The following is a 23,010-nucleotide window of genomic DNA, read 5'->3' on the forward strand; positions in this document are numbered from 1 at the left end:
GCCGGTCCTGTCCCTCTGGGGTGGGCGGGGCCGGCGAACAAACGTTTTGGCCATTGCCACCACGGTGGCGCGGACCTACCGTCACAAGCATGGGTGGGGAACCCGGAGGCGCTGTCCAGGCACGGCCGCAACTGCGTGCGGCCCGGCCGTTGCTGCTGGTCGTCGACGCCGACCCGGAGCGTCTGGAACGCTGCGAGACCGAGCTCGACCGAGCCTTCGGCGTGGATTTCAGGGTCCGCGGAGAGCTCACCGCCGACGCCGCGATCACTTGCCTACAGCAAGCACACGGCTGGGAACAGCGGGTCGCGGTGGTGCTCGTCGACCAGGCGCTCGCCGACGACGACCGGGCCCGGGTCCTGGCGACCGCCCGGACCGCGCACCCGGACGCGCGCCGCGCGCTGCTGATCGAGTGGGGTGCCTGGGCCGACCGGACGACGGCGTCGGCGATCCTGTCCGCGATGTCGGTAGGCGACATCAACTACTACGTGCTCAAGCCGTGGACCGTCCGCGACGAGTTGTTCCACCGGACCGTCGCCGAGTTCATCCAGGAGTGGTCGCGGTACGAGGTCGCGAACCTGCGGGAAGTGGTCGTGATCGCCGCGGAGAACTCGGTGCGCGGTCAGGCGATCCGCAGCCTGCTGGCCCGCAACGGGATCCCGAGCGCGTTCCGGCCGAGTGGCTCGAGTCTCGCGACCGACGCGCTGGAGTTCATCGGCGAGCCGGACCCCGGTCCTGGGGTGCTGGTCTGGATGCCGGCGATCGGCGGGCCGGTCCTGCACGACCCGACCGATGCGGAGATCGCCGAGGCGTGGGGCGTACCAACGACCTTGGAGTCCGAGGACAGTGCGTTCGACATGCTGGTGATCGGCGCCGGTCCGGGCGGGCTGGCGGCAGCCGTGTACGCGTCGTCCGAGGGGTTGCGGACGCTCGTCGTGGAGCGAGAGTCGATCGGCGGGCAGGCTGGGACGAGCTCGCTGATCCGCAACTATCTGGGGTTCTCGCGGGGTATCCGCGGGTCCGAGTTGGCGCAGCGCGGCTATCAGCAGGCCTGGGTGTTCGGAGCGCATTTCGTGCTGATGCGCACGATCGAGAAGCTGGAGCAGCAGGACGGTGAGTTCCGCGCGGTGATCGGTGACGTGGGCGAGGTGACCGCGCGGGCCGTGGTCCTGGCGATGGGCGTGTCGTACCGGCGTCTCGAAGTACCGGCGTTGGAGGCGCTGGTCGGGAACGGCGTGTACTACGGCGCGAGCGTGTCGGAGGCCCATGGGTTAACGGGCCGGGACGCGTGCGTGGTCGGCGGCGGGAACTCGGCCGGGCAGGCGGTGATCCACCTGGCCAAGTACTGCCGGCACGTGCTGCTGGTGATCCGCGGCGAAGACCTGACGGCGAGTATGTCGCAGTACCTGATCGACGCCATCGACGCGGCGGAGAACGTGACCGTGCGGGCGTCCAGCGAGGTCGTCGACGGTGGCAGTGACGACGGGCGGCTGCAGCACGTGACGCTGCGGGACCGCCGGACGGGCGCCGAGGAGTCGATCCCGATCGACGGGCTGTTCGTGATGATCGGTGCGGTGCCGGGGACCGACTGGCTGCCGGATCAGGTGGCGCGCGACCAGCGCGGGTTCGTGCTCACCGGTGCGGACGCCGGCGTGAATCCGTCGTGGGACGCGGGCCGGCCACCGCAGCCCTACGAGACGACGTTGCCCGGGGTCTTCGCCATCGGGGACGTCCGGTCGGGCTCGGTGAAGCGAGTGGCCTCGGCCGTGGGTGAAGGGTCTGTGGTGGTGTCACAGATCCACGCCCATCTCAAGGTCTCGGCGGATGGCTGATCGGGGCTTCGCCTACACACCGGCCATGGTCGGCCTGACGTCGCTGGTCCTCCTCGTCCCGATCGTCGGCCTCGGCCTACTGCTCGGAAGATCCCAGCTCGACGTGCACTGGGAACACCATCCGACACATTTCTGGCTGGTACTCCTGACCGCCGCGCTGGCTGCCGTGCTGGCCTACGCGACCGGCGCCGCGGCGCTGCGTCGTGGTGACGCGCGCGTGTTGTTCGTGTCGCTCACGTTCCTGTCCGCGGCCGGGTTCCTGGGGTTGCACGCACTCGCGACACCGAAGGTCCTGCTCGACACTCCCAACGCCGGCTTCACACTTGCGACACCGGTGGGTGTCGCACTCGGGTCGGTGTTCGCGTTCCTCTCGAGTCTGTCGATCTCCGGCGTCAAGTGGGGCCGACGGCTGCGGGCCGCATTGCTGGTCCTAATGGCCTTGTGGGCGGCGGCATCGGTACTGCGGTTGCCGCCATTACACGCCACGTCGGTCCCGGAAGTTGCCGACGGCATCCTGGCGACGCTCGCCGTACCGGCGGTCCTCCTGTACGGCGTGACCGCGGGCCGCTACCTGCGGACGTGGTGGGACCGGCCGTCGCTGATGCTGCTGTCGATGGTCGCGGCGTTCGTGCTGCTCGGCGAGGCGATGATCGCGCTGGCGTTCGCCCGGAACTGGGCGCTGTCCTGGTGGGAGTGGCACGCGCTGCTGCTGCTCGCGTTCGTGCTGGTCGTCGCCGGGGTGCGGATCCAGTGGTACGAGGAGCGGTTCGCGGACCTGTACCAGGAGGACACGGTCTCCGGGCGGCGCGAGCTGAGCGTGCTGTTCGCGGACCTGGAGGGCTTCACCACGTTCTCCGAGAACCACGACCCGGCCGAGGTCACCACGATGCTCAACACGTACTTCGAGGTCGTCGTCCCGCCGGTGGTCCGGCGGCACGGCGGCGACGTGGACCGGATCATCGGGGACGCGCTGATGGTCACGTTCAACAAGCGCGGGGACCAGCCGGACCACGCGGTCCGGGCGGCCGCGGCCGGGCTGGCGCTGCAGGAGGCGGCGGCCACCGTGCGGGCCGCGCATCCGAACTGGCCGCGGTTCCGGGTCGGGATCAACTCCGGCATCGCGTCGGTGAGCCTGCTCGGCACGGAGGGCGGACGCACCCACACGGTCATCGGCGACACGGTGAATGTCGCCTCGCGGATCGAGGGAAAGGCTCCCGGCGGCGGCGTGGCGATCGGTCCGGCGACCAAGGCACAGTTGCCGACGGCGCGCACCGAGTCGCTCGGGCTGCTCGCGCTGAAGGGCAAGGCCGAGCCGGTCGAGGTGTACCACCTCATCGAGCTGCCGCCGCGCGAATGATCACCCGTGCCTTTCGCACGCACACCGGCTGTTCATGTGTTGGCCCTTGGAACGGCCCCTTGCCGGTGTGAGAATCCGGGCCATGTCTGCCCTGAACCAACCGCGGCGCCGCCTGGGCGCCGTAGTGATCTCGACGAGTCTTCTCGCCTCCGGGCTGGCGGTGGCGATCGCCGCCGCGCCCGCGCAGGCCGCTTCGACCGATGTGGTCGTCACCGAGGTGTACGGCGGTGGCGGGAACAGCGGCGCCCCGTACACCAACGATTTCGTCGAGCTGACCAACAACAGCTCGGCCCCGATCGACGTGAGCGGCTGGTCGATCCAGTACGCCTCGGCGAGCGGTAGCTCCTGGCAGGTCACCAAACTGACCGGCAGCATCGCCCCGGGTACGGCGTACCTCGTCCAGGAGGGTGGTGGCGCCAACGGTCAGCCGATGCCGACGCCGAACGCCACCGGGACGATCCCGATGTCGGCGACCGCCGGCAAGATCGCGCTGGTCACGAACCAGACCGCACTCGCCTGTGGAGCGACCTGCCACGCCGACCCGGCCGTCAAGGACTACGTCGGCTACGGCACCGCGAACGACTCCGAGACCGCGCCCGCGCCGGGCCTGTCGAACACCACCTCGGCCGCGCGGACCGACCCGGCCAAGGACACCGACAACAACGGCGCCGACTTCGCCGCGGGCAACCCGTCGCCGGGCACGCTGACCGGTGGTCCGGCCGAACCGCCCGTCGACGCGAAGATCCACGACATCCAGGGCGCCGCGCACCGGTCGCCGCTGGAGGGCAAGCAGGTCACCGGCGTCACCGGAGTGGTGACCGCGAAGAGCAGCAACGGGTTCTGGTTCCAGGACCCGCAGCCGGACGACAACCCGGCGACCAGCGAGGGCCTGTTCGTCTTCACCAGCACCGCGCCGACAGTGTCCGTCGGCGACGCGGTGACGGCCGAAGGATCGGTCGCCGAGTTCCGCCCGGGCGGCTCCGGCGGTACGACGAACCTGACCACCACCGAGCTGACCAACGCGAAGATCACGGTCACCGGGACCGCCGCCGTACCGGCAGCGACGATCGTGGGTCCGGGCGGACGGGTACCGCCGTCGACCGTGATCGAGGACGACGCCGCCGGTGACGTGGAGAAGACCGCGACCGCCTTCGACCCGGACAGCGACGGCCTGGACTTCTGGGAGTCGCTCGAGGGGATGTGGCTGGGCATCAACCAGCCCGAGGTCACCGGCCCGACGAGCTCGTTCCGCGAGCTGTCCGTCGTACCGGCGGGCTCGGGTGTGCGGACCGTGCGCGGCGGCATCCTGCTGCAGAAGACCGACAGCAACCCGGAGCGGGTGCTGCTGGACGACGTCCTGACGCCGATCCCGGACGCGAAGACCGGCGACAAGCTGGCCGGCACCGTCACCGGTGTCCTCGACTATTCGTTCGGGAACTTCAAGTTCCTGCCGACCACCACGCCGACCGTGGTCGACGGCGGGGTCGAGCGGGAGACCACCAAGGCCTCGTCGCCGGCGCAGCTGTCGGTCGCGACGTTCAACGTGGAGAACCTCGACCCGTCCGACGGTGACGCCAAGTTCGACGGCCTCGCGCAGGCGGTCGTGCACAACCTCGCCTCGCCGGACATCCTCGGTCTCGAAGAGGTGCAGGACAACGACGGTGCGGTCAACTCCGGTACGACGGCAGCGGACAAGACGCTGAGCATGCTCGCGGCCGCGATCGTGAAGGCGGGCGGGCCGCAGTACACCTGGAAGCAGATCGACCCGGTCAACAACGCCGAGGGCGGTGAGCCGGGTGGCAACATCCGGGTCGCGTTCCTGTACCGGACCGACAAGCCGGTGAAGTTCGTCGACACCCCGGGCGGCAGCCCGACGGCCGCGACCACCATCGTCACCGACCGCGCCGGCCGGCCGCACCTGAGCTCGTCGCCGGGCCGGATCGACCCCGCGAACCCGGCCTGGGCCGCGACCCGGGTGCCGCTCGCGGGCGAGTTCAAGTGGCACGGGCAGACCGTGTTCGTGGTCGTGAACCACTTCAGCTCGAAGGGTGGCGACGACCCGCTGTGGGGCCGGTTCCAGCCGCCGGTGCAGTCGAGCGCGCCGAAGCGCCACCAGCAGGCCGCTGTGGTGCGCGGCTTCGTGGACCAGATCCTGGCGAAGGACAAGGGCGCGAACGTCGTCGTACTGGGCGACCTGAACGACTTCGACTGGTCGGAGACCGCGGACATCCTGGTCGGCTCGGGCAAGACCGCGCTGGTCGACCTGCCGCGGACGCTGCCGCTGAAGGAGCGGTACTCCTACGTGTTCGAGGGCAACAGCCAGATCCTGGACCAGATCCTGATCTCGCAGAACCTGCGCCCGGCCTCGGCGTACGACGTCATCCACATGAACGCGGAGTTCCCGGACCAGATCTCCGACCACGACCCGCAGGTGGTGAAACTGATCCCGCTGCCGTCCTGGGTGCGCTAACGCCACGCTTACGTCGTCGGCCCGGGCGGGGTTTTGTTTGCCCGGGCCGCGATAATCGGAAGCGTGACAGATTCCACCAAGCAGTACGCCGTCCAGAAGTCCGACGCGGAGTGGAAGGCGCAGCTCTCCCCCGCCGAGTTCCAGGTGCTGCGCCAGGCCGGGACCGAGCGGCCGTTCGTCGGTGAGTACACCGACACCAAGACCGTCGGGGTCTACAAGTGCCGGGCCTGTGACGCGGAGTTGTTCCGCAGCGAGACGAAGTTCGACTCGCACTGCGGCTGGCCGTCGTTCTTCGCCCCGCTCGCCGAGGACCGGGTCCAATACATCGAGGACTCCACGCTCGGCATGAAGCGGGTCGAGGTCCGGTGCGCCAACTGCGGCTCGCACCTCGGGCACGTCTTCGAGGGCGAGGGCTACGGCACACCCACCGACCTGCGCTACTGCATCAACAGCATCAGCCTCACCCTCACCCCCGCCTGATCGGCTCGCTGGGTCGTCAGCCGCACCCGCACCTGACCTGGGCGTGAGTCGGCCGGTGGGGCCCTAGACTGGGTCGGCTGGTGGCTCCCCTGGGGAAGGAAATTGGTGGCTGACGACATCCGTGCACCGCGGGTTCTGGATGTGCTGGCGGCGGAGGAGCCGTGGGAGGTGCCCGCCGAGTGGACGGCCCGGGTGCGGGGTCAGCTCCGCGCGTGGTCCGAGGATCCGGAGGCGCTCAAGCCGCTGCGAGCCGAAGCCTTCCCGAACTTCGTCAAAGGCACCCCGGCTGCGGTCTGGTTCACCCACCAGGTGGCCCCGCTGCTGACCGGGTGGATCCCGGTCCTGCACGGTGAGTACGCCGACCTGTCGACCGAGCTGACCCGGGAGTTCTACCGGCCGCCCGCGCGCCTCGGCGGCAACGGTCACGTGATCTACACGGCCCCGACGGACTGGCACCTGCAGGCGATCGCCGGGGCCCGTGGTTTCCGTGAGCACGGTCGCCGGCAGGCCCTGAAGCTGTCCCGCGACGCGGTGGCGCTGTTCGCCGACGCGCCCCCGATGGCGGCCCGCTCGCAGGCGCTGACCGCCGCCTTCGACCGGGTGCTGGCCGACAAGAACACCACCGAACTGCACATCACCGGCGAGTACGACGAGATCGTCAAGTACTGGCGCACCGAGGCCCTCAAGGACCGCGAGCGCGCCGTACTCCCGGAGTTGGCCGGCCCGAGCGCCGCCCTGCGCTACTCGCTGAACTCGGTCCGCGACACGCACGCCCGCCTGCTGATGGTGAGCCCGGACGAGTACGCCGGTGACTTCGCCCAGGTGATGGCAGAGCTGATCCTGGCGTCCGGCCTGCGCGGCATCCCGCAGTCGGTCGCGAACGTCCTCGGCGAAGCCACCATCGACGTCCACAAGGCGATGGAGGACATCCACACGACGTTCAAGCTGCAGACCTGGCACGGTCACGTCAACCAGTGGATGGCGCGCGCGATCCGCAACGGCCAGTCGGTGCTCGCCCGTTCGTGGGGCGCGTCCGCCGCGCGGGTCGGCGTACACCTGTCGGGCGTGCTCTCGAAGGGGCCGTGGCCGGACGCGGAGGTCCCGGACCTCACCACGCTGTTCCGGATGCTCGACCGGGAACGCTGGAACAGCCTCGAGACCGCGGCCGCGGCCAACCAGGAGGCGTCACTGTCGGCCGCCTGGCAGGGCGTCAAGAACGACGAGGCCTCGAAGGCCGGCGGCGGTGCCAACGACGAGCCGCTGCCGGATGTGCTCGACTTCAGCGACAACCCGCTGGCCGAGCTCGACTCGCTGATCGGCCTGGAGTCGGTCAAGGACGCCGTCCGCAAGATGGTCGCCGAGGTGAAGACCAACCTTCGCCGCACCGAGCTCGGCCTGCCCAGTCATGAGCGGGCCCGGCACATGGTGTTCGTCGGCAAGCCCGGTACGGCGAAGACCACGATCGCCCGGCTGCTCAGCCGGATCTACCACCAGCTCGGCGTCCTGGAGAAGGGCCACGTGGTCGAGGTCGACCGCTCCGACCTGGTCGGTGCCGGGCTGGGCTCGACGGCACCGATGACCGCGGGCAAGTTCCGCGAAGCGCTCGGCGGCGTGCTGTTCATCGACGAGGCGTACAGCCTGACGCCGGAGAACACGCCCGGCGACTACGGCCTCGAAGCGGTCGCGACGATCCTGAAGATGATGGAGGACCACCGCAACGACTGCATCGTGATCGTCGCCGGGTACCACCGCGAGATGCAGCGGTTCATGGAGTCGAACACCGGTCTGCAGTCCCGGTTCCCGAAGCTGCTGTCGTTCAGCGAGTACGACACCGACCAGCTGGTCGCGATCTTCGAGCTGCAGGCGCGGCAGAAGGGCATGATCTACGGCGAGGAAGTGCTGGACAAGGTCCGCACCGTGATCCCGCCCGCGCCCCGTGGCCACAGCTTCGGTAACGGTCGTTTCATCCGGAACGTGCTCGAGGAGGCCGTCTCCAACCAGGCCACCCGGCTGTCCGCGAGCGACCCCGACAAGCTCACCGAGCGGGACCTGCGCGAGCTGATCCCGGCCGATGTACGGCCCCCGACGTCGATGCGCGCCGAGGACTACCTGCTGCAGAAGCCCGGGACTTAGACCGGAGTCGCGAGCGCCACCGGGTTGCCTTCCGGGTCGGCGAGGTACGCCTGGCGCTCGCCCCACGGCATCGTGGCCGGCTCCTGCAGGACCGGGTGGCCGGCCGCGCGGAAGCGTTCCACCTCCGCCTCGACGTCGTCGACGTACACGAACAGCTCGAAGCGGGGCGCGGTCCCGACGGTGATGCCGAGTTGCGCCTCCGGCCAGCTGGCGTCCGAGAGGCCGAGGGACGAGTCGCCGCGCTCGAGGCCGACGTAGTGCGGGTCGCCCTCGAGCGGGAACTGGTACGTCGACTCGTAGCCGAGCAGCGTGTAGAACTCGATGGCCCGGGGGACGTCGGTGACGTACAGCACCGGGAAGGCCTTGCGGTGCATCGGATTAGACCAGATTCGCGATCAGGTCGCCGAGCTCGGTCCGCTTGCCGGTGTAGAACGGGATCTCCTCGCGCACGTGCCGGCGCGCGGTGGACGCCCGCAGGTCGCGCATCAGGTCGACCATCCGGTGCAGCTCGTCGGCCTCGAAGGCGAGGATCCACTCGTAGTCGCCGAGCGCGAACGACGCCACCGTGTTCGCCCGGACGTCCGGGTAGGTGCGCGCCATCTTGCCGTGCTCGGCGAGCATGAAGCGGCGCTCCTCGTCCGGCAGCAGGTACCACTCGTAGGACCGGACGAACGGGTACACGCAGATGTAGCCGCGCGCCTCCTCGTCGGCCAGGAACGCCGGGATGTGGCTCTTGTTGAACTCGGCAGGCCGGTGCAGCGCGAACTGCGACCAGACCGGCACCAGGTACCGCCCGAGCCGCGAGCGGCGGAGCGCGTGGTACGCCTGCTGCAGCGCGTCGGACGTCGGCGCGTGCCACCAGATCATGAAGTCGGCGTCGGCCCGGAAGCCCTCGACGTCGTAGAACCCGCGGATCACCACGTCGTCGGCGGCCAGCTTCCCGACCAGCTCGGTCAGCTCGGCGGTCAGCTCGTCGCGGTCCACGTCACCGAGCGGGGTCTCGACCTTGAAGACCGACCACAGGGTGTAGCGGATGACGTCGTTCAGTTCACGGGCCTTCGGCTTACCAGTCACGATTTCATTGTCTCCAATGCCTCCAGGTGCTCCCGCACCCGGGTGGCCGCCTTGCCACCCGACGCCACACACGCCGCGATCCCGACACCCCGGTACGCCGCTCCGCAGACCGCGAGCCCCGGTACGCCGGCCACCGCGCTCTCCACCCGATCGACGCGATCCAGGTGCCCGACGGCGTACTGCGGGAGGCCGCCACCCCAGCGTGTCACGAGCGACCCGACCACCTCGGCGCGCAGACCGATCGCTGTGCGCAGGTCCGCGGCCGCGAGCGCGACGAGCTCGTCGTCGGAGCGCTGCAGCACGTACTCCTCGCCGAGTCGGCCGACCGAGGCACGCAGTACCGCAAGCTCTCCCCCGGCCTCGGCGGACCAGGCCCACTTGGCGTGTGAGTACGTCGACGCCTTGATCGTCCGCTCCTCGACGGACGGCACCAGGAACCCGGAGCCGGTCGCGTCAGCCGGCCAGTCGCGTTTGCGGACCGCCAGCGTGACGATCGCCATGCTGGCGTACTCGATCGTCGCCAGGTCGGTCGACGCCGCCGGAACCACCTCGGCCAGCATCCGCGCCGCGGGCGCCGCCGGGACCGCGACGACGACGGCGTCGGCGGTCAGGTACGTCGGGTCCGGGACCGGGCCTGCCTCCAGCGCGTAGCCGTCCGCCTCGCGCGTGATCCGGCGTACGGCGAGCTTCCGGCGGATCTCGACGCCTCGGGCGGTCAGATCCTGCTCCAGGGCGCCGATGAGCCGGTTGATCCCGCCGACGAGGCCCGCGAACACCGGCTGGCCGGCACGTTTCTGGCTGAGCTCGCGTAGTTCGGCGGTCGCGGCGAGCAGGCTCGGCGCGGTCCGCAGCTTCGCGTAGAGGTCGGGGACGGCCGCCGCGAGCGAGATCTCGTCCGCCTTCCCGGCGTACACCCCGCCGAGCAGCGGGTCGATCAGCTTGTCGGTGACCGCGGAGCCCATCCGCTCGGCGACGAACCGGCCGATCGCCACGTCCTCGGTCAACGCCGGCGCCGGCAGCTCCGCCTCGCGCGCGACCTGCTCCGCAGCCGCAGGCCCGAGGACGTCGGTTGTCGCGGACGGGTCCGCCGGGACACCCATCACGGTCGGCGGGATCGCGCGGATCCGGTCGCCGACCCACAGACCGGCGGTCAGCGTGGCCGGGTGTACTACGTCGTCACCGAGCCCGACCGCGCGGATCAGGTCCACCGCCTCCGGCCGCCGGGCGAGCACCGACTCGGCGCCAAGGTCGACCGGGACGCCCTCGACCTCCGCGCCGGCCAGCTTGCCGCCGAGTCGCGGCGACCCTTCGAGGACCGTGATCTGCGGCGGGTTCGGTCCGGTCGCCAGCGCGTGCGCCGCCGCCAGCCCACTGATCCCGCCACCGACCACGACAACCCGGCTCACGCGTCCTCCAGCATCAGCTCGTACTTCTTCCCCGGCCCGAGATCGGTGCTCGAGGTGCCCACCACCCGGAACCCGCAGCGCGTCAGCACCGCCTGTGAGGCCGGGTTCCGGTCCGAGGCACCGGCCGACAGCGCGGTCAGCCCGTACTCCGTGGCGGCGACCCCGATGATCGCGCGCACCGCGGCCGTCGCCAGCCCCTGACCGGCCCACTTCTCGGCGATCCGGTAGCCGAGCTCGGCCGCCCCGTTCTCGAGGTCGACGAGGTTCACCCGCCCGGCGATCGCGCCGGTGTCGTCCACCAGCACGTGGAACCGGCAGATCCCGGCCGCCTGCTCCGCCAGCATGGCCGCGTGCCGCTCCGCGAACTCCGCGAAGTACTCGTCGCCACGGTCCCAGATCCACGAGGCGAAGTACTCGCGGTTCTGCAGCTCGAAGGCCAGCACCGCGTCCGCGTGCGCGGCGGACAGCGGTTCCAGCGTCACCGGGTGATCCGGCAGCCGGATCACTCCGCGGCCGCCGCTGAGCCAGCCGCCGACTTGGACTGGACGTACTTCGTGACTCGCTCCAGCACGGCGGGGTCGGCGTCCGGCGGGACCCCGTGGCCGAGGTTGAAGATGTGGCCAGGCGCGGCCTTGCCTTCGTCGAGGATCCGGTCGATCTCGGGCTCGATCGCGTCCCAGCCGGCGAACAGCAGGGCCGGGTCGAGGTTGCCCTGGACCGGTTTCGGGCCGGCGCCCGCAGCGGTGATCCGGCGTACCGCCTCGTCCAGCGGGACGCGCCAGTCGACTCCGACCACGTCCGCGCCCGCTGCGCTCATCAGGCCGAGGAGCTCACCGGTGTTCACGCCGAAGTGCACCCGCGGGACGCCGTACGAGGCCATCGCGTCGAAGACCTTCGCGGAGTGCGGCTGGACGAACCGTTCGTAGTCCCGCGGCGACAGACCGCCCGCCCACGAGTCGAACAGCTGGATCGCCGACGCGCCGGCCTCCACCTGGACGCTCAGGTACGCGATCGCGACGTCGGCGAGCCGGTCGGCCAGCGCATGCCACAGCGTCGGGTTGCCGTGCATCATCGCCTTGGTCTTCGCGAAGTCCTTGCTCGGCTCACCCTCGACCAGGTACGACGCGACGGTGAACGGTGCACCGGCGAACCCGATCAGCGGCGTACCGCCGAGCTCGGAGACGAGCTGCTGGACGGCCTCCGTGGTGTACGGCACATCGGCCGGGGTGATCGGGCGGACCGCCGCGATGCCGGCGGCGTCCCGGATCGGGTCCCCCGCCACCGGGCCGATGCCGGGCTTGATCTCGATGTCGTACCCGGCGAACTGGAGCGGCGCGACGATGTCGGAGAAGAAGATCGCCGCGTCGACGCCGTAACGGCGGACCGGCTGCAGCGTTATCTCGACGACGAGGTCGGGGCGCATGCAGGACTCGAGCATCGAGATGCCCTCCCGCGCCGCGCGGTACTCGGGCAACGCCCGCCCCGCCTGTCGCATGAACCACACCGGAGTGTGCGGCGGACGCTCCCCCCGGGCAGCGAGCAGGTACGGCGAACTGTCCAGCGGAGCGGGTGACGTCGAAGGCACACAGCGATGATCCCACGCTGCGAATCCGGCCCAGGTAGCTGGTCGCCCCCCGTTAACGGCGCGTCTAAACAAGCGTCTGTGAGTAATCGGTCGTAGGCTGCCAACCATGGGTGCCCGCAAGCAGGTCGACGCGCCACCCGCGGAGTTCGCCGAGGCAGTCTCGCAATTACGAGGTGCCCGGTTCCGGCCCGAGGTTTTCGTCGAGGAGATGCCCGCGCCGCAGCGGATAGCACCGCACGCGGCCGCGGTCAGCGCCGACGTGACGGTCGACGGCGACGATGTCGCCACCGGCCGGCTCGTCATCCTCTACGACCCGGCCGGGAACGACGCCTGGCAGTCGACCTTCCGCTGTGTCGCATACGTGCGCGCCGCCGTCGAACCGGAGATGGTGACCGACGCGCTGCTCGGTGGCGTGGGCTGGACCTGGCTGATGGAGGCTCTGGCCGACCGGGGTGCCGAGTTCCTGGCGCCGAGCGGTACCGTCACGAGGGTGGTATCCGAGAGCTTCGGCGGAATGGCCGACGACGACGCGACGGCGGAGATCGAGATCCGTGCGTCCTGGAGTCCTGTCCCTGGGCCTGGTGGCCAGGTGGACGTGACCGGGCACGCGGAGGCCTGGGGTGAGGTGCTCTGCACGGCGGCCGGGCTGCCGCCGGTGCCGCCGGGGGTGGTCGCGATGCCGACCCGGCGTGGACAGCGGGGCCGATGAGCCCAGTAGAGACCCAGCCGTCGACACCGGACGACCCGACCGCGAGCCTCCCTCTGCTGGAGCTCAGGGACGGCCTGTCCGAGGTGATCGACACCGATCCGGCGCTGACCGGCACCGTCGAGGCGTTCCGCTCCGGCAGCGGGCCGGTGGCCGTGGATGCCGAGCGCGCGTCCGGCTATCGGTACTCGCACCGCGCATACCTGGTGCAACTGCGCCGCGAGGGTTCCGGGTCCGCATTGGTGGACCCGATCCCGTTCGGTGACCTGTCCGCGCTCGGTGACGCGATCGTCGACGCCGAGTGGATCATCCACGCCGCGAACCAGGACCTGGCGTGTCTGGCCGAGGTCGGGATGGTGCCGCGGCAGGTGTTCGACACCGAGTTGGCCGGCCGCCTGCTCGGGTACCCGAAGGTCGGGCTCGCCTCGCTCGTGAGCGAAGTACTCGGCTATCGGATGCGCAAGGAGCACTCGGCCGCCGACTGGTCGACCCGGCCGCTGCCGTCGCCCTGGCTCGTGTACGCCGCCCTGGACGTCGAGATGCTGATCGAGCTGCGGAACGCGATCGAGCAGGAGCTGCGCCGCGCGGGCAAGTGGGAGTGGGCCGAGCAGGAGTTCGCCGCGATCCTGGACGCTCCCCCGCGGGAGCCGAAGCCGGATCCGTGGCGCCGTACGTCGGGGATGCACCGGGTCCGCAACCGCCGCAGCCTGGGCGTGGTGCGGGCGCTGTGGGAGGCCCGCGACCAGATCGCCGAGTCCGCCGACACCTCCCCCGGCCGCGTGCTGCCGGACGCCGCGATCGTCGAGGCAGCGTCCGCGATGCCGACCGACCGCGACGCGCTGCAGAAGCTCACCGCGTTCAAGGGCCGTGGCGCGCACCGGCACATGCGGACCTGGTGGGAGGCGGTCGACCACGCCCGCCGGCTCCCCGACTCCGAGCTCCCCAAACAAGGACCGCGGTACGACGGTCCGCCGCCGGCCCGCGCCTGGGCCGACCGTGACCCGGACGCGGCGGCCCGGTTGTCGGCCGCCCGGACCGCGGTCGCCGACATCGCCGAGGCGCACCGCCTGCCGACCGAGAACCTGCTGGCTCCGGACACGATCCGACGTCTCGCCTGGTCGCCCCCGAAGGACCTCGACCTGGACGTGGTCACGACGTTCCTCCGCGACCACCACGCTCGCCCCTGGCAGATCGGTCTGACCGCCGAGGTGCTGACCGACGCGATGTCCTCCGAAGCCGCAGCCAAGCCCCTCGACTAGCCAGAGACCTCCGGACGTTCGCCTCCGGTGGGTTCAGACCCCTTCTCGGGGGCGGGCACAGGTAATAGCAGGTCTCCGGTCCCCGGATCTTGTCTCAACCCCAGCTGGTCGCGGAGGGTGAGGACGATCTGGAGCGCGCCTAGCAGGATGACGACTGCGATGATCGCGAAGATCTGGCGGTAGCTGAGCAGGCTGACGAGCAGACTGCCGAGTGCGAGCGAGATCGCCTGCGGCGTGGAGACGAGTACCTCGACCGCCGTCGACACCCGGCCGATGAGATGGCTCGGCGAGCGGCGCTGCAGCAGTGTCGTGAACGAGATGAACGTCCACGGCAGCCCGACACCACAGATGGCCGCGCCGACGAGTACTACGGCGATGGTCGGTGCGGCGATACAGACCACGGTCGCCACGGCCAGCGCCGTCAGACCGGCAGCGCAGACGGCCACCTCACCAAGACGGCGTACGGCGCGACTCGCGGTGAGACCGCCGAGGATGGCGCCGACGCCCTGGCAGGTCACGAAGACGCCGGAGAATGTCGGCGGCTTGCCGAAGGCGTCCATCAGCGCGTAGATCGATGACTCGAAGAAGCCGATGACGAGGATCGAGATCGCGAGACCGGCGAGCACATGCCGCAGTACCCGGTCGTCGATCAGGAAGCGGATGCCGCCCAGCACGTCCTCGCGGAAGGTGTTCTTGGCCGCGGCCGGAGTCTCGGTGATCTTGAGCGTCGCGATCAGCAGCCCGGCGATCGCGAACGTCGCCGCGTCGACGACTGCCACCAGCCAGCCGCCCGCGGTCGCGAAGATCGCGGCGCCGACCAGCGGGCCGAACAGCCGGTAGCCCTCCTTGATCGTAGCGAGACTGGAGTTGGCGTCGACGAGCAGCTCGTCCGGCAACAGTTCCTTGAGCAGACCGTTGACCGCGGCGGGCAGCACCACGAACGAGACGCCGTACAAGAAGGAGACCACCCAGATCAGCCAGACGTCGCCCGCGTCCCGGACGAGCACGAGCGGGAGTACGGCGAGGGCGCTGGCGAAGTTGCCCCAGACGAGGATCGCCTTGCGGGGCAGCCGGTCGACCCAGACACCGAGCAGCGGAGCACCGAGCGCCGGCAGCACCATGAAGAAGAACGTCAGCCCGGCGAGCGCGTTGGAGCCGGTGAGGGACTTCACCCACATGCTGAGCACGAGCAGCATCACCGAGTCGCCGAGCATCGACGTACTCAAGCCACCGAACAGGCGCGGGAACCCGGGCTGCGCGAACAGTTTCCTCATGCCGGATCGACCCCCGGGAAGTACGCCGGCACGCCCCAGGACACGAACTCGCACAGTCGCGCGCCCGCCGGTCGTTGCGCCGGGTCGGTCAGCCGCTCGAGATGACGTTCGAGCACGGCGGCGATCGCCTCGTTCATCTCCTTGAGCTCGTCCGCGGTCAGCCAAGCGACCATCTCGGTGTTGTTCTGCGCCGCCCGCCACTGCTCGGACTCCTCCGGAGCGCGCTGCTGCGCCTCCCGGAGCCGGTCGATGGCGCGGCCCAGCATCACCTCGGACAGCGCCTGCGCCGCCCGGCGTTCCTCGATCGAGCTCGACGCGAGCTCGTCGTCCCAGCGGAACCCGAGCCCGGGCACCTTCCACGGCCGCTGGCGGCCCTTGCCACCCTCGGCCTCCACGACGAACCCGTGCTGCGCCAGCTTCCGGAGGTGCCAGGAGCAATTGGCCGGCGTCTTGTCGAGTCGGTCGGCGAGCTCGGTCGCGGTCAGAGGGCCACTGATCGACAGCAGTTCGACGATGGCCATCCGAACCGGATGGGCCAGGGCGTTGAGTTCACGCGGGTCGCTGAGGCGACGGTGCGGGATCGACATGCATGGAAAGTACTCTTTCGAAAGAGTCGTTGCAATGGCTCGCAAAGAAATCCCCCGCCGCGGCTGCGCGACGGGGGACGGCGGCCGATCAGGGCCTCGGGCGAGCTAGGCCGGGAGCTGCGCCTCGATGGCGGCGACGACCTCGTCGGACTCCGGCTCGGTGCGCGGGCGGAACCGGGCCGCGATCGTGCCGTCGGTGCCGATCAGGAACTTCTCGAAGTTCCACTGGATGTCACCGGCCTCACCGGCCGCGTCCGGAGTCAGCGTGAGCTCGGAGTACAGCGGGTGCCGGCCGTCGCCGTTCACCTCGAGCTTGTCGAGCATCGGGAACGTGACGCCGTACGTCGTCGAGCAGAAGGTGTCGATCTCCTCGGCGGTTCCCGGCTCCTGCCCGCCGAACTGGTTGCACGGCGCACCGAGCACGGTGAAGCCGCGGGCCTCGTACTTCTTCTGCAGGTTCTCCAGGCCCTCGTACTGCGGCGTCAGCCCACACTTCGACGCCACGTTCACAACGAGAATCGCCTTGCCCTTGTACTCACCGAGCGAGGTCGGCGCACCGGACAGGGCGGTCAGCGGGATGTCGTACAGGCTCATGCTCATCCTTGGGAGGTTGGGAGGTGACGGGTGAGGAAGTCTTCGGTACGGCGCCACGCCAGCGCGGACGCCTCGGCGTGGTGGAACATCGGCAGGGGGTTGTCGAACGCGTGACCGGCGCCGTCGTACCGGTGCACCTCGGCATCAGGCAGCGCGGGCACGATCGCGTCCACGTCGAGGTACGCGTCGGTGTTGCCGAAGTGGTGCAGGCTCGTCGCGGTGACCTGCGGCGCGAGCTCGAGCAGGCCGGGCAGCGCGGAGCCGTAGTAGCTCACCAGCACGTCCGGCGACGACTCGGCGGCGACGTTGAAGCCCAGGCCGCCGCCGAAGCAGAAGCCGACGACCGCGGTGCCCTTACCGCGCGCCTTCAGGTACTCCAGCGTGGCGACGGCGTCCTTGACGGCCTGGTCCCAGTCGAGCCGGCCGACGATGCCCATCGCCCGCGGGAGCAGCTCCGGGGAGGACTCGTCCAGCTCGGTGTCGTCCAGGCGCCAGTAGATCTCCGGCGCGAGCACGTAATACCCGAGGGCGTGCAGATCCGCCGCGCGTCGTTCGATGTACTCCGAGACGCCGAAGATCTCCTGCAGGAGCAGAACTCCCGGCGCCTCGCTGTCGGCGGATCCCCACTCGTGGACTGGGATGAAACCTGAACCGGTATCGATCTCCGATGTCACACTGTGAAGCGTACGACCTCGGGAGCGACCGGCTTCGGTGCGGGTGCCGGCATCCAGGCCTTCGTCTCCGTGATCGCGTCGACGAGCAGCTTGTACAGCCGGTCGTCCGGATCCGGCACGCAGGCCTGCGAGATGCCCTCGACCGCGCAGGACACCGCACGCGGTGCCGTCCGGCGGGCGAAGTCCGGTGTGGCGCGGCGGGCCCGCCCGGTGAACGAGCGTGCCCACTTGGTCGCCGACGGCACCGCTTGCAGCACCGCCAGCGAGTCCGGCTCGATGTCGTCGTACGGCCGGCCGTCCAGCGCCGCCAGTTGCTTCTCCCCCACCAGCAACGCGACGGCCAGGATGTACTGGCGCTCCTGCGAGACGATCGGCAGCGCCTGCTGGATGCAGCGTGCCGTCACCCGCGGTACGACGTGTGGGTCGTCAGGCGTCAGCCCGATCACCGACGGGATCAACGGAGCGAGCCTGGAGCGCCCGGAGTCCGTCGTGCAGTCGTTGACGTCCCGCGCGACACCCGCCAGCAGCGCGTGTGTGCACGCTGGATGGTCGGACCAGGGTTCGCCGGCCAGATACGAGGCGAACTCCATGAAGCAGGCGCCCTTGCGCGGATTGCGATGTTTCCCCCGGCTGAGGACCGGTACGGCCAGATCAAAATTGTTCATGGAACAACTCCAGACACGCGGACCTTGACCACCAGCATGCGCCCAAACCGCCCGCATTGCCACGGGTTACGGCTGAGTGAGCACACCGGTGTGATCTGTGAGCGGATCCACAACCCCCGGTTCTTTGGCCGTTCGGTTACCGACGGGTAGCATCGGCGGTAGCTTTCCCGACCCCAGAGGAGGGCCCTCGTGCCCCGTGAGATCCGCGATGTCGTGTTCGTCGACGGCGTTCGCACCCCGTTCGGCAAGGCCAAGGGCCAGTACGCCGAAACCCGCGCCGACGACCTGGTGATCAAGTGCATCCGGGAGCTGCTGCGGCGGAACCCGGGTCTCCCCCCGGCGCGGGTGGACGAGGTCGCGATCGCGGCCACCACCCAGATCGGCGACCAGGGCCTGACCATCGGCCGCACCGCCGCGCTCCTGGCCGGCCTGCCGAACACCACGCCCGGCTACTCCATCGACCGGATGTGCGCCGGCGCGATGACCGCCGTGACGACCACCGCCGCCGGCATCGCGTTCGGCGCGTACGACGTCGTGGTGGCCGGCGGTGTCGAGCACATGGGCCGGCACCCGATGGGCGAGGGCGTCGACCCGAACCCGCGGATCATCAGCGAGAAGCTGGTCGACACCTCCGCGCTGGTGATGGGCTCCACCGCCGAGAACCTGCACGACCGGTTCCCGGGGATCACCAAGGACCGCGCCGACGCGTTCGCCGCGGCGTCCCAGGAGAAGGCCGCGAAGGCGTACGCCAACGACCTCATCCAGCCGGACCTGGTCCCGATCGCGACCCGGTCGGCCGAGCAGGGCTGGGGCTACGCGACCACCGACGAGCCGATGCGGCCGGGCACCACGGTCGAGGACCTCGCCACGCTGAAGACCCCGTTCCGCCCGCACGGCCGGGTGACGGCCGGCAACTCGGCCGGGATCAACGACGGCGCGACCGCCTGCGTGCTGACGTCGGCCGAGGCCGCGGAGGAGCTCGGGCTGACGCCGAAGATGAAGCTGGTCTCGTACGGGTTCGCCGGTGTCGAGCCCGAGGTGATGGGCGTCGGCCCGGTGCCGGCGACCGAGAAGGCGCTCAAGCTGGCCGGGCTGACCATCGACGACATCCAGGCCTTCGAGGTGAACGAGGCGTTCGCGGTCCAGGTGCTGGCGTTCCTGGAGCACTACGGCATCGCCGACGACGATCCGCGGGTCAACCCGTACGGCGGCGCGATCGCCTACGGCCACCCGCTGGCCTCGTCCGGGGTCCGGCTGATGAACCAGCTGGCCAAGCAGTTCGAGCAGCGCCCCGAGGTCCGCTACGGCCTCACCACCATGTGCGTCGGCCTCGGCATGGGCGGCACGGTCATCTGGGAGAACCCGAACTGGGAAGGTGCCGCGTGAGCGCAGCGAACAGAATGTTCAGCAGCCCAAAGGCTCATTTGAGCTCGGAGCGAAGCGGAGAGTTCAAATGAGCCTGCAGGAACTGATCGACGGCGCTTCTGCCCTGTCGACCGACGAGGTCGTCACGCTGGCGCACTCGCGGGACGTCGTACTGCCGAACAAGGCCGGCCTGATGGCGCTCATCACGCTGGACAACGGGCACGACCACACCAAGCCGAACACGTTCGGGCCGAAGGGGCTCGGGTCGCTGAACGCCGCCATCGACGCGGCGCTGGCGCGGGACGAGATCGTCGCGATCGGAGTCACCGGCAAGCCGTTCATCCTGGCCGCGGGCGCCGACCTGACCGGCGTACCGAAGCTGGCCGACCGGGAGCAGGCGCTGGCGCTCGGCAAGATCGGGCACGGCGTGATGCGGAAGCTCGTCGACGGCGGGAAGCCGTCGTTCGGCTTCATCAACGGGGTCGCGCTCGGTGGTGGGCTCGAGGTCGCGCTGCATGCAACGTATCGGACGGTTTCGGTGGCGGCCGGGATGCTGTCGACGCCTGAGGTGTTCCTCGGGCTGCTCCCGGGCTGGGGCGGCAACTTCCTGCTGCCGAACCTGATCGGCGCGGACAACGCGGTCAAGGTCGTCGTCGAGAACGCCTTGAACCAGAACAAGATGCTCAGTGGTCCGGAGGCCGTGAAGCTCGGGATCGGCGACGTACTGCTGGAGTCGGCGGACTTCCTCGAGCAGTCGCTGCTGTGGGCGTCGAAGGTGCTGACCGGTGCTGTGGTGGTCGAGCGGCCGGAGATCGACCGGGGTGAGACGTGGGACGCGGCCGTTGCCCGGGGCAAGGCTTTTGCGGACGTCAAGGTGAGTGGCGCGGCGCCGGCGCCGTACCGAGCGCTGGAACTGATTGCGGCGGCGAAGGACAACGATCGCGACCGGGGGTTCGCGGCCGAGGACGAGGCGCTCGCCGATCTCATCATGAGCGAGGAGCTGCGCAGCGGGCTGTACGCGTTCGACCTGGTGAACAAGCGGGCCAAGCGGCCGGCTGGTGCGCCGGACAAGTCGCTGGCGCGTCCGGTGAACAAGGTCGGTGTCGTCGGCGCGGGCCTGATGGCGGGTCAGTTGGCGCTGCTGTTCGCGCGGCGGCTCGAGGTGCCCGTCGTACTGACGGATCTCGACCAGGAGCGTGTCGACCGGGGCGTCGGGTACGTGCACGGTGAGATCGACAAGCTGCTCGGCAAGGGCCGGATCCGTCCGGACAAGGCGAACCAGCTGAAGGCGCTCGTCACCGGGTCGGTGGACAAGGGCGCGTTCGCGGACGCGGACTTCGTGATCGAGGCCGTGTTCGAGGAGTTGCAGCTGAAGAAGACGATCTTCGCCGACCTGGAGAAGATCATCCGGCCGGACGCGATCCTCGCGACCAACACGTCGTCGTTGTCGGTGACCGAGATGGCCGCGGACCTGGAGCACCCGGAGCGGGTCGTCGGGTTCCACTTCTTCAACCCGGTCGCCGTACTGCCGCTGCTGGAGATCATCCGTGCCGACAAGACCGACGACGCGTCGCTGGCGACGGCTTTCGCGGTCGGCAAGAAGCTGAAGAAGTCGTGTGTGCTGGTGAAGGACGCGCCGGCGTTCGTGGTGAACCGGCTGCTGACCCGCTTCCTCGGCGAGGTCAGCGCGGCGGTCGACGAGGGTACGCCGATCCTGGAAGCCGATCGCGCGCTCTCCGCGCTCGGGTTGCCGATGCCGCCGTTCGTGCTGCTGCAGCTGGTCGGGCTGCCGGTCGCGCTGCATGTCGCGGAGACCATGAACCGGGCGTACCCGGAGCGGTTCGCAGTGTCCGAGAACCTCGCGAAGGTTGTTGCTGCGGGCAAGAGTTCGTTCTACGTGTGGCCGGAGGGTAAGCCGGTCGTCGACCCGGAGGTCGAGGCGCTGGTGACGGTCGGCGACAAGCCGTCGACCGCCGACGAGCTGCGCACCCGGGTGCTCACTGCCCTCGCCGAAGAAATCAAGATCATGCTCGACGAAGGCGTGGTCGCGGAGGCGCAGGACATCGACCTCTGCCTCCTCCTCGGCGCCGGCTGGCCCTTCCACCTCGGCGGCATCACGCCGTACCTGGACCGCAGCGGAATCGCCGAAAAGGTCAACGGCACCCGCTTCCTCCCCAAGGGCATCGCCAGCCTCGCCTAGTCCGCTGGGGGTCGGTGCAGAGCCGGAAGCCCGCTCCGGCCCCCAGCAAACTCAGCCTTTGAACTTCTTGGCAGCTGTGACTATTTGGGTGGTGGTGAGGCCGGTGTCTTTTTTGAGGACCGACTCGCCGTGGAGGGAGAGGTCTACGTACAGGGTGGCGAGTTTTTTCTCGCCTAGTTTGTCGGCCAGGTACTCCGTGATCCACCAGCCGGTGCCGTAGGCGCGGTCCGCGTCGGCGGCGAAGGTGGTGGTGTCGGGCAGCGTGGTCAGCTTCGCGAGGTACTGCGTCTTCACGCGCTTGCGATACGGGTCGACGCTCCAGTGCGGATCGTCCTCGATCCCCCGGCAGCGCACGTACTCCGCCAGTCCCTCGACGGCCCAGATCGGCGCGCGCAACCCGAGCGTCGCTGTCGCCACGTGCGTCATCTCGTGGACCAGCAGATCCTTGTCGAGCCGCTTGCGCACCGCCGGGTTGACGACGATCCGGCTCCCGATCGGACGGCCGACCGGCTTCCCGAGCTGCTCCCCCTCGAACAGCGTCACGGCCTTCGCCGCGATCGTCCACCCGTCGCCGCTGCCGGCGGTCCAGAGCGTCGACATCACCCGCTCCTGCGGCATCGCGACCACCAGTACGGCGCCGTTCCACGGCCGCGCCCAATGCTTGCGGACCGACTTCACCGCTTTCTCGGAGACGACCGCGACCTTCGTGCCGAGACTCGCTTCCCGCTTGTCCACCACGACCACGACCGAGCCCCGGCGTACCACCTGGACCTCGTCGAAGTCCCACGGCTGGCGATGCCCGTCCTGGCTCAGGTTCTCGTCGGTGCCGCTGTCGTCGACGAGCACCCACGCGCCGGCGCGCTGGACGAACGTGTACCCGAGATCGGTCTGGACCGGCAGCGGATCCAGCCCGGAGAGCTGGTAGCGCATCATCACCCGGGTCGAGAACGTCGTCGGACCGAACTTGTCGACCAGCCCCGGCACCGGACGGAAGGCATCAGCCGTCAAGTACCGCAGAGAGCTGAACCCGAACTTCCGCAGGTTCGTGAAGAGCAACCGCTGCCGCGCGACCAGCTCGGTCTGCTTCGGGTCGACCGGGGCCATGAAGCCCTTCAGATCGCCGGCCAGCAGCGCTGTGGAGCGCCGGGCCAGCACCGCGTCGATCGCCTTCTTGCGAGCCGCGTCATCGGCAGCTGGAGGACTCGGCGTGACCTCGGCAGCGGCCGCGCCGACGCCGGGTGGTGGTTCCTCGCCGCGTCGGACGTGGACGGCGACGACCGCGCCGGACGCCGCGAGCGCCAGCACGGCAACGCCCGCGAACAGGCGTTTCGGGTGGTTCATTGGTGGTCCCC

At 69.8% G+C, this 23,010-nt stretch carries 20 protein-coding genes; 9 read left to right on the top strand and 11 right to left on the bottom strand.

The annotated features are described in order from the left end of the window. The first annotated feature begins 89 nt into the window (after positions 1–89). The 5 genes from AC0662_RS10105 to AC0662_RS10125 all read left to right on the top strand — a co-directional run bounded on the left by AC0662_RS10105 (position 90) and on the right by AC0662_RS10125 (position 8,269). A complete protein-coding gene (locus AC0662_RS10105; RefSeq protein ID WP_452203534.1) occupies positions 90–1,829 on the top strand; it encodes an NAD(P)/FAD-dependent oxidoreductase in 1,740 nt (579 codons plus the stop codon). Further along, on the top strand, positions 1,822–3,186 hold the full coding sequence (locus AC0662_RS10110; RefSeq protein ID WP_478299783.1) for an adenylate/guanylate cyclase domain-containing protein: 1,365 nt from the start codon (positions 1,822–1,824) through the stop codon (positions 3,184–3,186). Before AC0662_RS10105 ends, AC0662_RS10110 begins: the two co-directional genes overlap by 8 nt. A gap of 82 nt (positions 3,187–3,268) precedes the next feature. Beyond that, positions 3,269–5,656 carry a lamin tail domain-containing protein gene (locus AC0662_RS10115; RefSeq protein ID WP_478299785.1) on the top strand — a complete coding sequence of 796 codons (2,388 nt, stop codon included), beginning with the start codon at positions 3,269–3,271 and terminating at the stop codon, positions 5,654–5,656. A gap of 63 nt (positions 5,657–5,719) precedes the next feature. After that, positions 5,720–6,136, top strand: coding sequence for a peptide-methionine (R)-S-oxide reductase MsrB (msrB, locus tag AC0662_RS10120; protein ID WP_452203531.1), 417 nt, complete (start codon positions 5,720–5,722; stop codon positions 6,134–6,136). 105 nt (positions 6,137–6,241) lie between these two features. Next, entirely contained in the window at positions 6,242–8,269 is a 2,028-nt protein-coding gene (locus tag AC0662_RS10125; protein WP_478299787.1) for an AAA family ATPase, read from the top strand. On the opposite strand, the gene AC0662_RS10130 is transcribed toward AC0662_RS10125, so the two are convergent. Genes AC0662_RS10130 through hemE form a run of 5 tightly spaced genes read right to left on the bottom strand, consistent with a single transcriptional unit; the run spans position 8,266 to position 12,334 of the window. After that, on the bottom strand, positions 8,266–8,643 hold the full coding sequence (locus AC0662_RS10130) for a VOC family protein (RefSeq protein ID WP_452203529.1): 378 nt from the start codon (positions 8,641–8,643) through the stop codon (positions 8,266–8,268). The genes AC0662_RS10125 and AC0662_RS10130 overlap by 4 nt on opposite strands. A 4-nt stretch (positions 8,644–8,647) precedes the next feature. After that, positions 8,648–9,346, bottom strand: coding sequence for a hydrogen peroxide-dependent heme synthase (hemQ, locus tag AC0662_RS10135; protein WP_452203573.1), 699 nt, complete (start codon positions 9,344–9,346; stop codon positions 8,648–8,650). Next, entirely contained in the window at positions 9,340–10,749 is a 1,410-nt protein-coding gene (hemG, locus tag AC0662_RS10140) for a protoporphyrinogen oxidase (protein ID WP_452203528.1), read from the bottom strand. The genes hemQ and hemG overlap by 7 nt, the downstream gene beginning before the upstream one ends. Further along, positions 10,746–11,231, bottom strand: coding sequence for a GNAT family N-acetyltransferase (locus AC0662_RS10145; RefSeq protein ID WP_478299790.1), 486 nt, complete (start codon positions 11,229–11,231; stop codon positions 10,746–10,748). The genes hemG and AC0662_RS10145 overlap by 4 nt, the downstream gene beginning before the upstream one ends. Positions 11,232–11,251: 20 nt before the next feature. After that, on the bottom strand, positions 11,252–12,334 hold the full coding sequence (gene hemE, locus AC0662_RS10150; RefSeq protein ID WP_478299792.1) for a uroporphyrinogen decarboxylase: 1,083 nt from the start codon (positions 12,332–12,334) through the stop codon (positions 11,252–11,254). Positions 12,335–12,440: 106 nt separating this feature from the next. Between hemE and AC0662_RS10155 the strand changes: the two genes are divergently transcribed. Next, positions 12,441–13,043 carry a DUF3000 domain-containing protein gene (locus tag AC0662_RS10155; protein WP_452203525.1) on the top strand — a complete coding sequence of 201 codons (603 nt, stop codon included), beginning with the start codon at positions 12,441–12,443 and terminating at the stop codon, positions 13,041–13,043. Further along, positions 13,040–14,299 (top strand): ribonuclease D, encoded by a 1,260-nt coding sequence (locus AC0662_RS10160; protein WP_452203524.1) that lies wholly within the window; start codon positions 13,040–13,042, stop codon positions 14,297–14,299. Before AC0662_RS10155 ends, AC0662_RS10160 begins: the two co-directional genes overlap by 4 nt. On the opposite strand, the gene AC0662_RS10165 is transcribed toward AC0662_RS10160, so the two are convergent. From AC0662_RS10165 to AC0662_RS10185, 5 genes are all read right to left on the bottom strand, one after another. Next, the gene (locus AC0662_RS10165; RefSeq protein WP_478299795.1) at positions 14,296–15,573 is read right to left on the bottom strand and encodes an MFS transporter; all 1,278 of its coding nucleotides are present in this window, start codon (positions 15,571–15,573) and stop codon (positions 14,296–14,298) included. The genes AC0662_RS10160 and AC0662_RS10165 overlap by 4 nt on opposite strands. Then, positions 15,570–16,160, bottom strand: coding sequence for a helix-turn-helix domain-containing protein (locus tag AC0662_RS10170; protein ID WP_478299797.1), 591 nt, complete (start codon positions 16,158–16,160; stop codon positions 15,570–15,572). Before AC0662_RS10170 ends, AC0662_RS10165 begins: the two co-directional genes overlap by 4 nt. Before the next feature lie 105 nt (positions 16,161–16,265). Then, a complete protein-coding gene (locus AC0662_RS10175; RefSeq protein ID WP_478300214.1) occupies positions 16,266–16,754 on the bottom strand; it encodes a glutathione peroxidase in 489 nt (162 codons plus the stop codon). 2 nt (positions 16,755–16,756) lie between these two features. Next, a complete protein-coding gene (locus AC0662_RS10180) occupies positions 16,757–17,428 on the bottom strand; it encodes a dienelactone hydrolase family protein (protein ID WP_452203521.1) in 672 nt (223 codons plus the stop codon). Then, positions 17,425–18,093, bottom strand: coding sequence for a hypothetical protein (locus tag AC0662_RS10185; protein ID WP_452203520.1), 669 nt, complete (start codon positions 18,091–18,093; stop codon positions 17,425–17,427). The genes AC0662_RS10180 and AC0662_RS10185 overlap by 4 nt, the downstream gene beginning before the upstream one ends. A gap of 189 nt (positions 18,094–18,282) precedes the next feature. Here AC0662_RS10185 and AC0662_RS10190 point away from each other — a divergent pair, with 189 nt between their 5' ends. Continuing rightward, entirely contained in the window at positions 18,283–19,479 is a 1,197-nt protein-coding gene (locus tag AC0662_RS10190) for a thiolase family protein (protein WP_478299799.1), read from the top strand. A gap of 67 nt (positions 19,480–19,546) precedes the next feature. After that, entirely contained in the window at positions 19,547–21,658 is a 2,112-nt protein-coding gene (locus tag AC0662_RS10195) for a 3-hydroxyacyl-CoA dehydrogenase NAD-binding domain-containing protein (protein WP_478299801.1), read from the top strand. 51 nt (positions 21,659–21,709) lie between these two features. Here AC0662_RS10195 and AC0662_RS10200 read toward each other — a convergent pair whose 3' ends face one another. Next, entirely contained in the window at positions 21,710–22,999 is a 1,290-nt protein-coding gene (locus AC0662_RS10200; protein ID WP_478299803.1) for a hypothetical protein, read from the bottom strand. Between the last annotated feature and the right edge of the window lie 11 nt (positions 23,000–23,010).

Source organism: Kribbella sp. NPDC043289 (assembly GCF_056436705.1).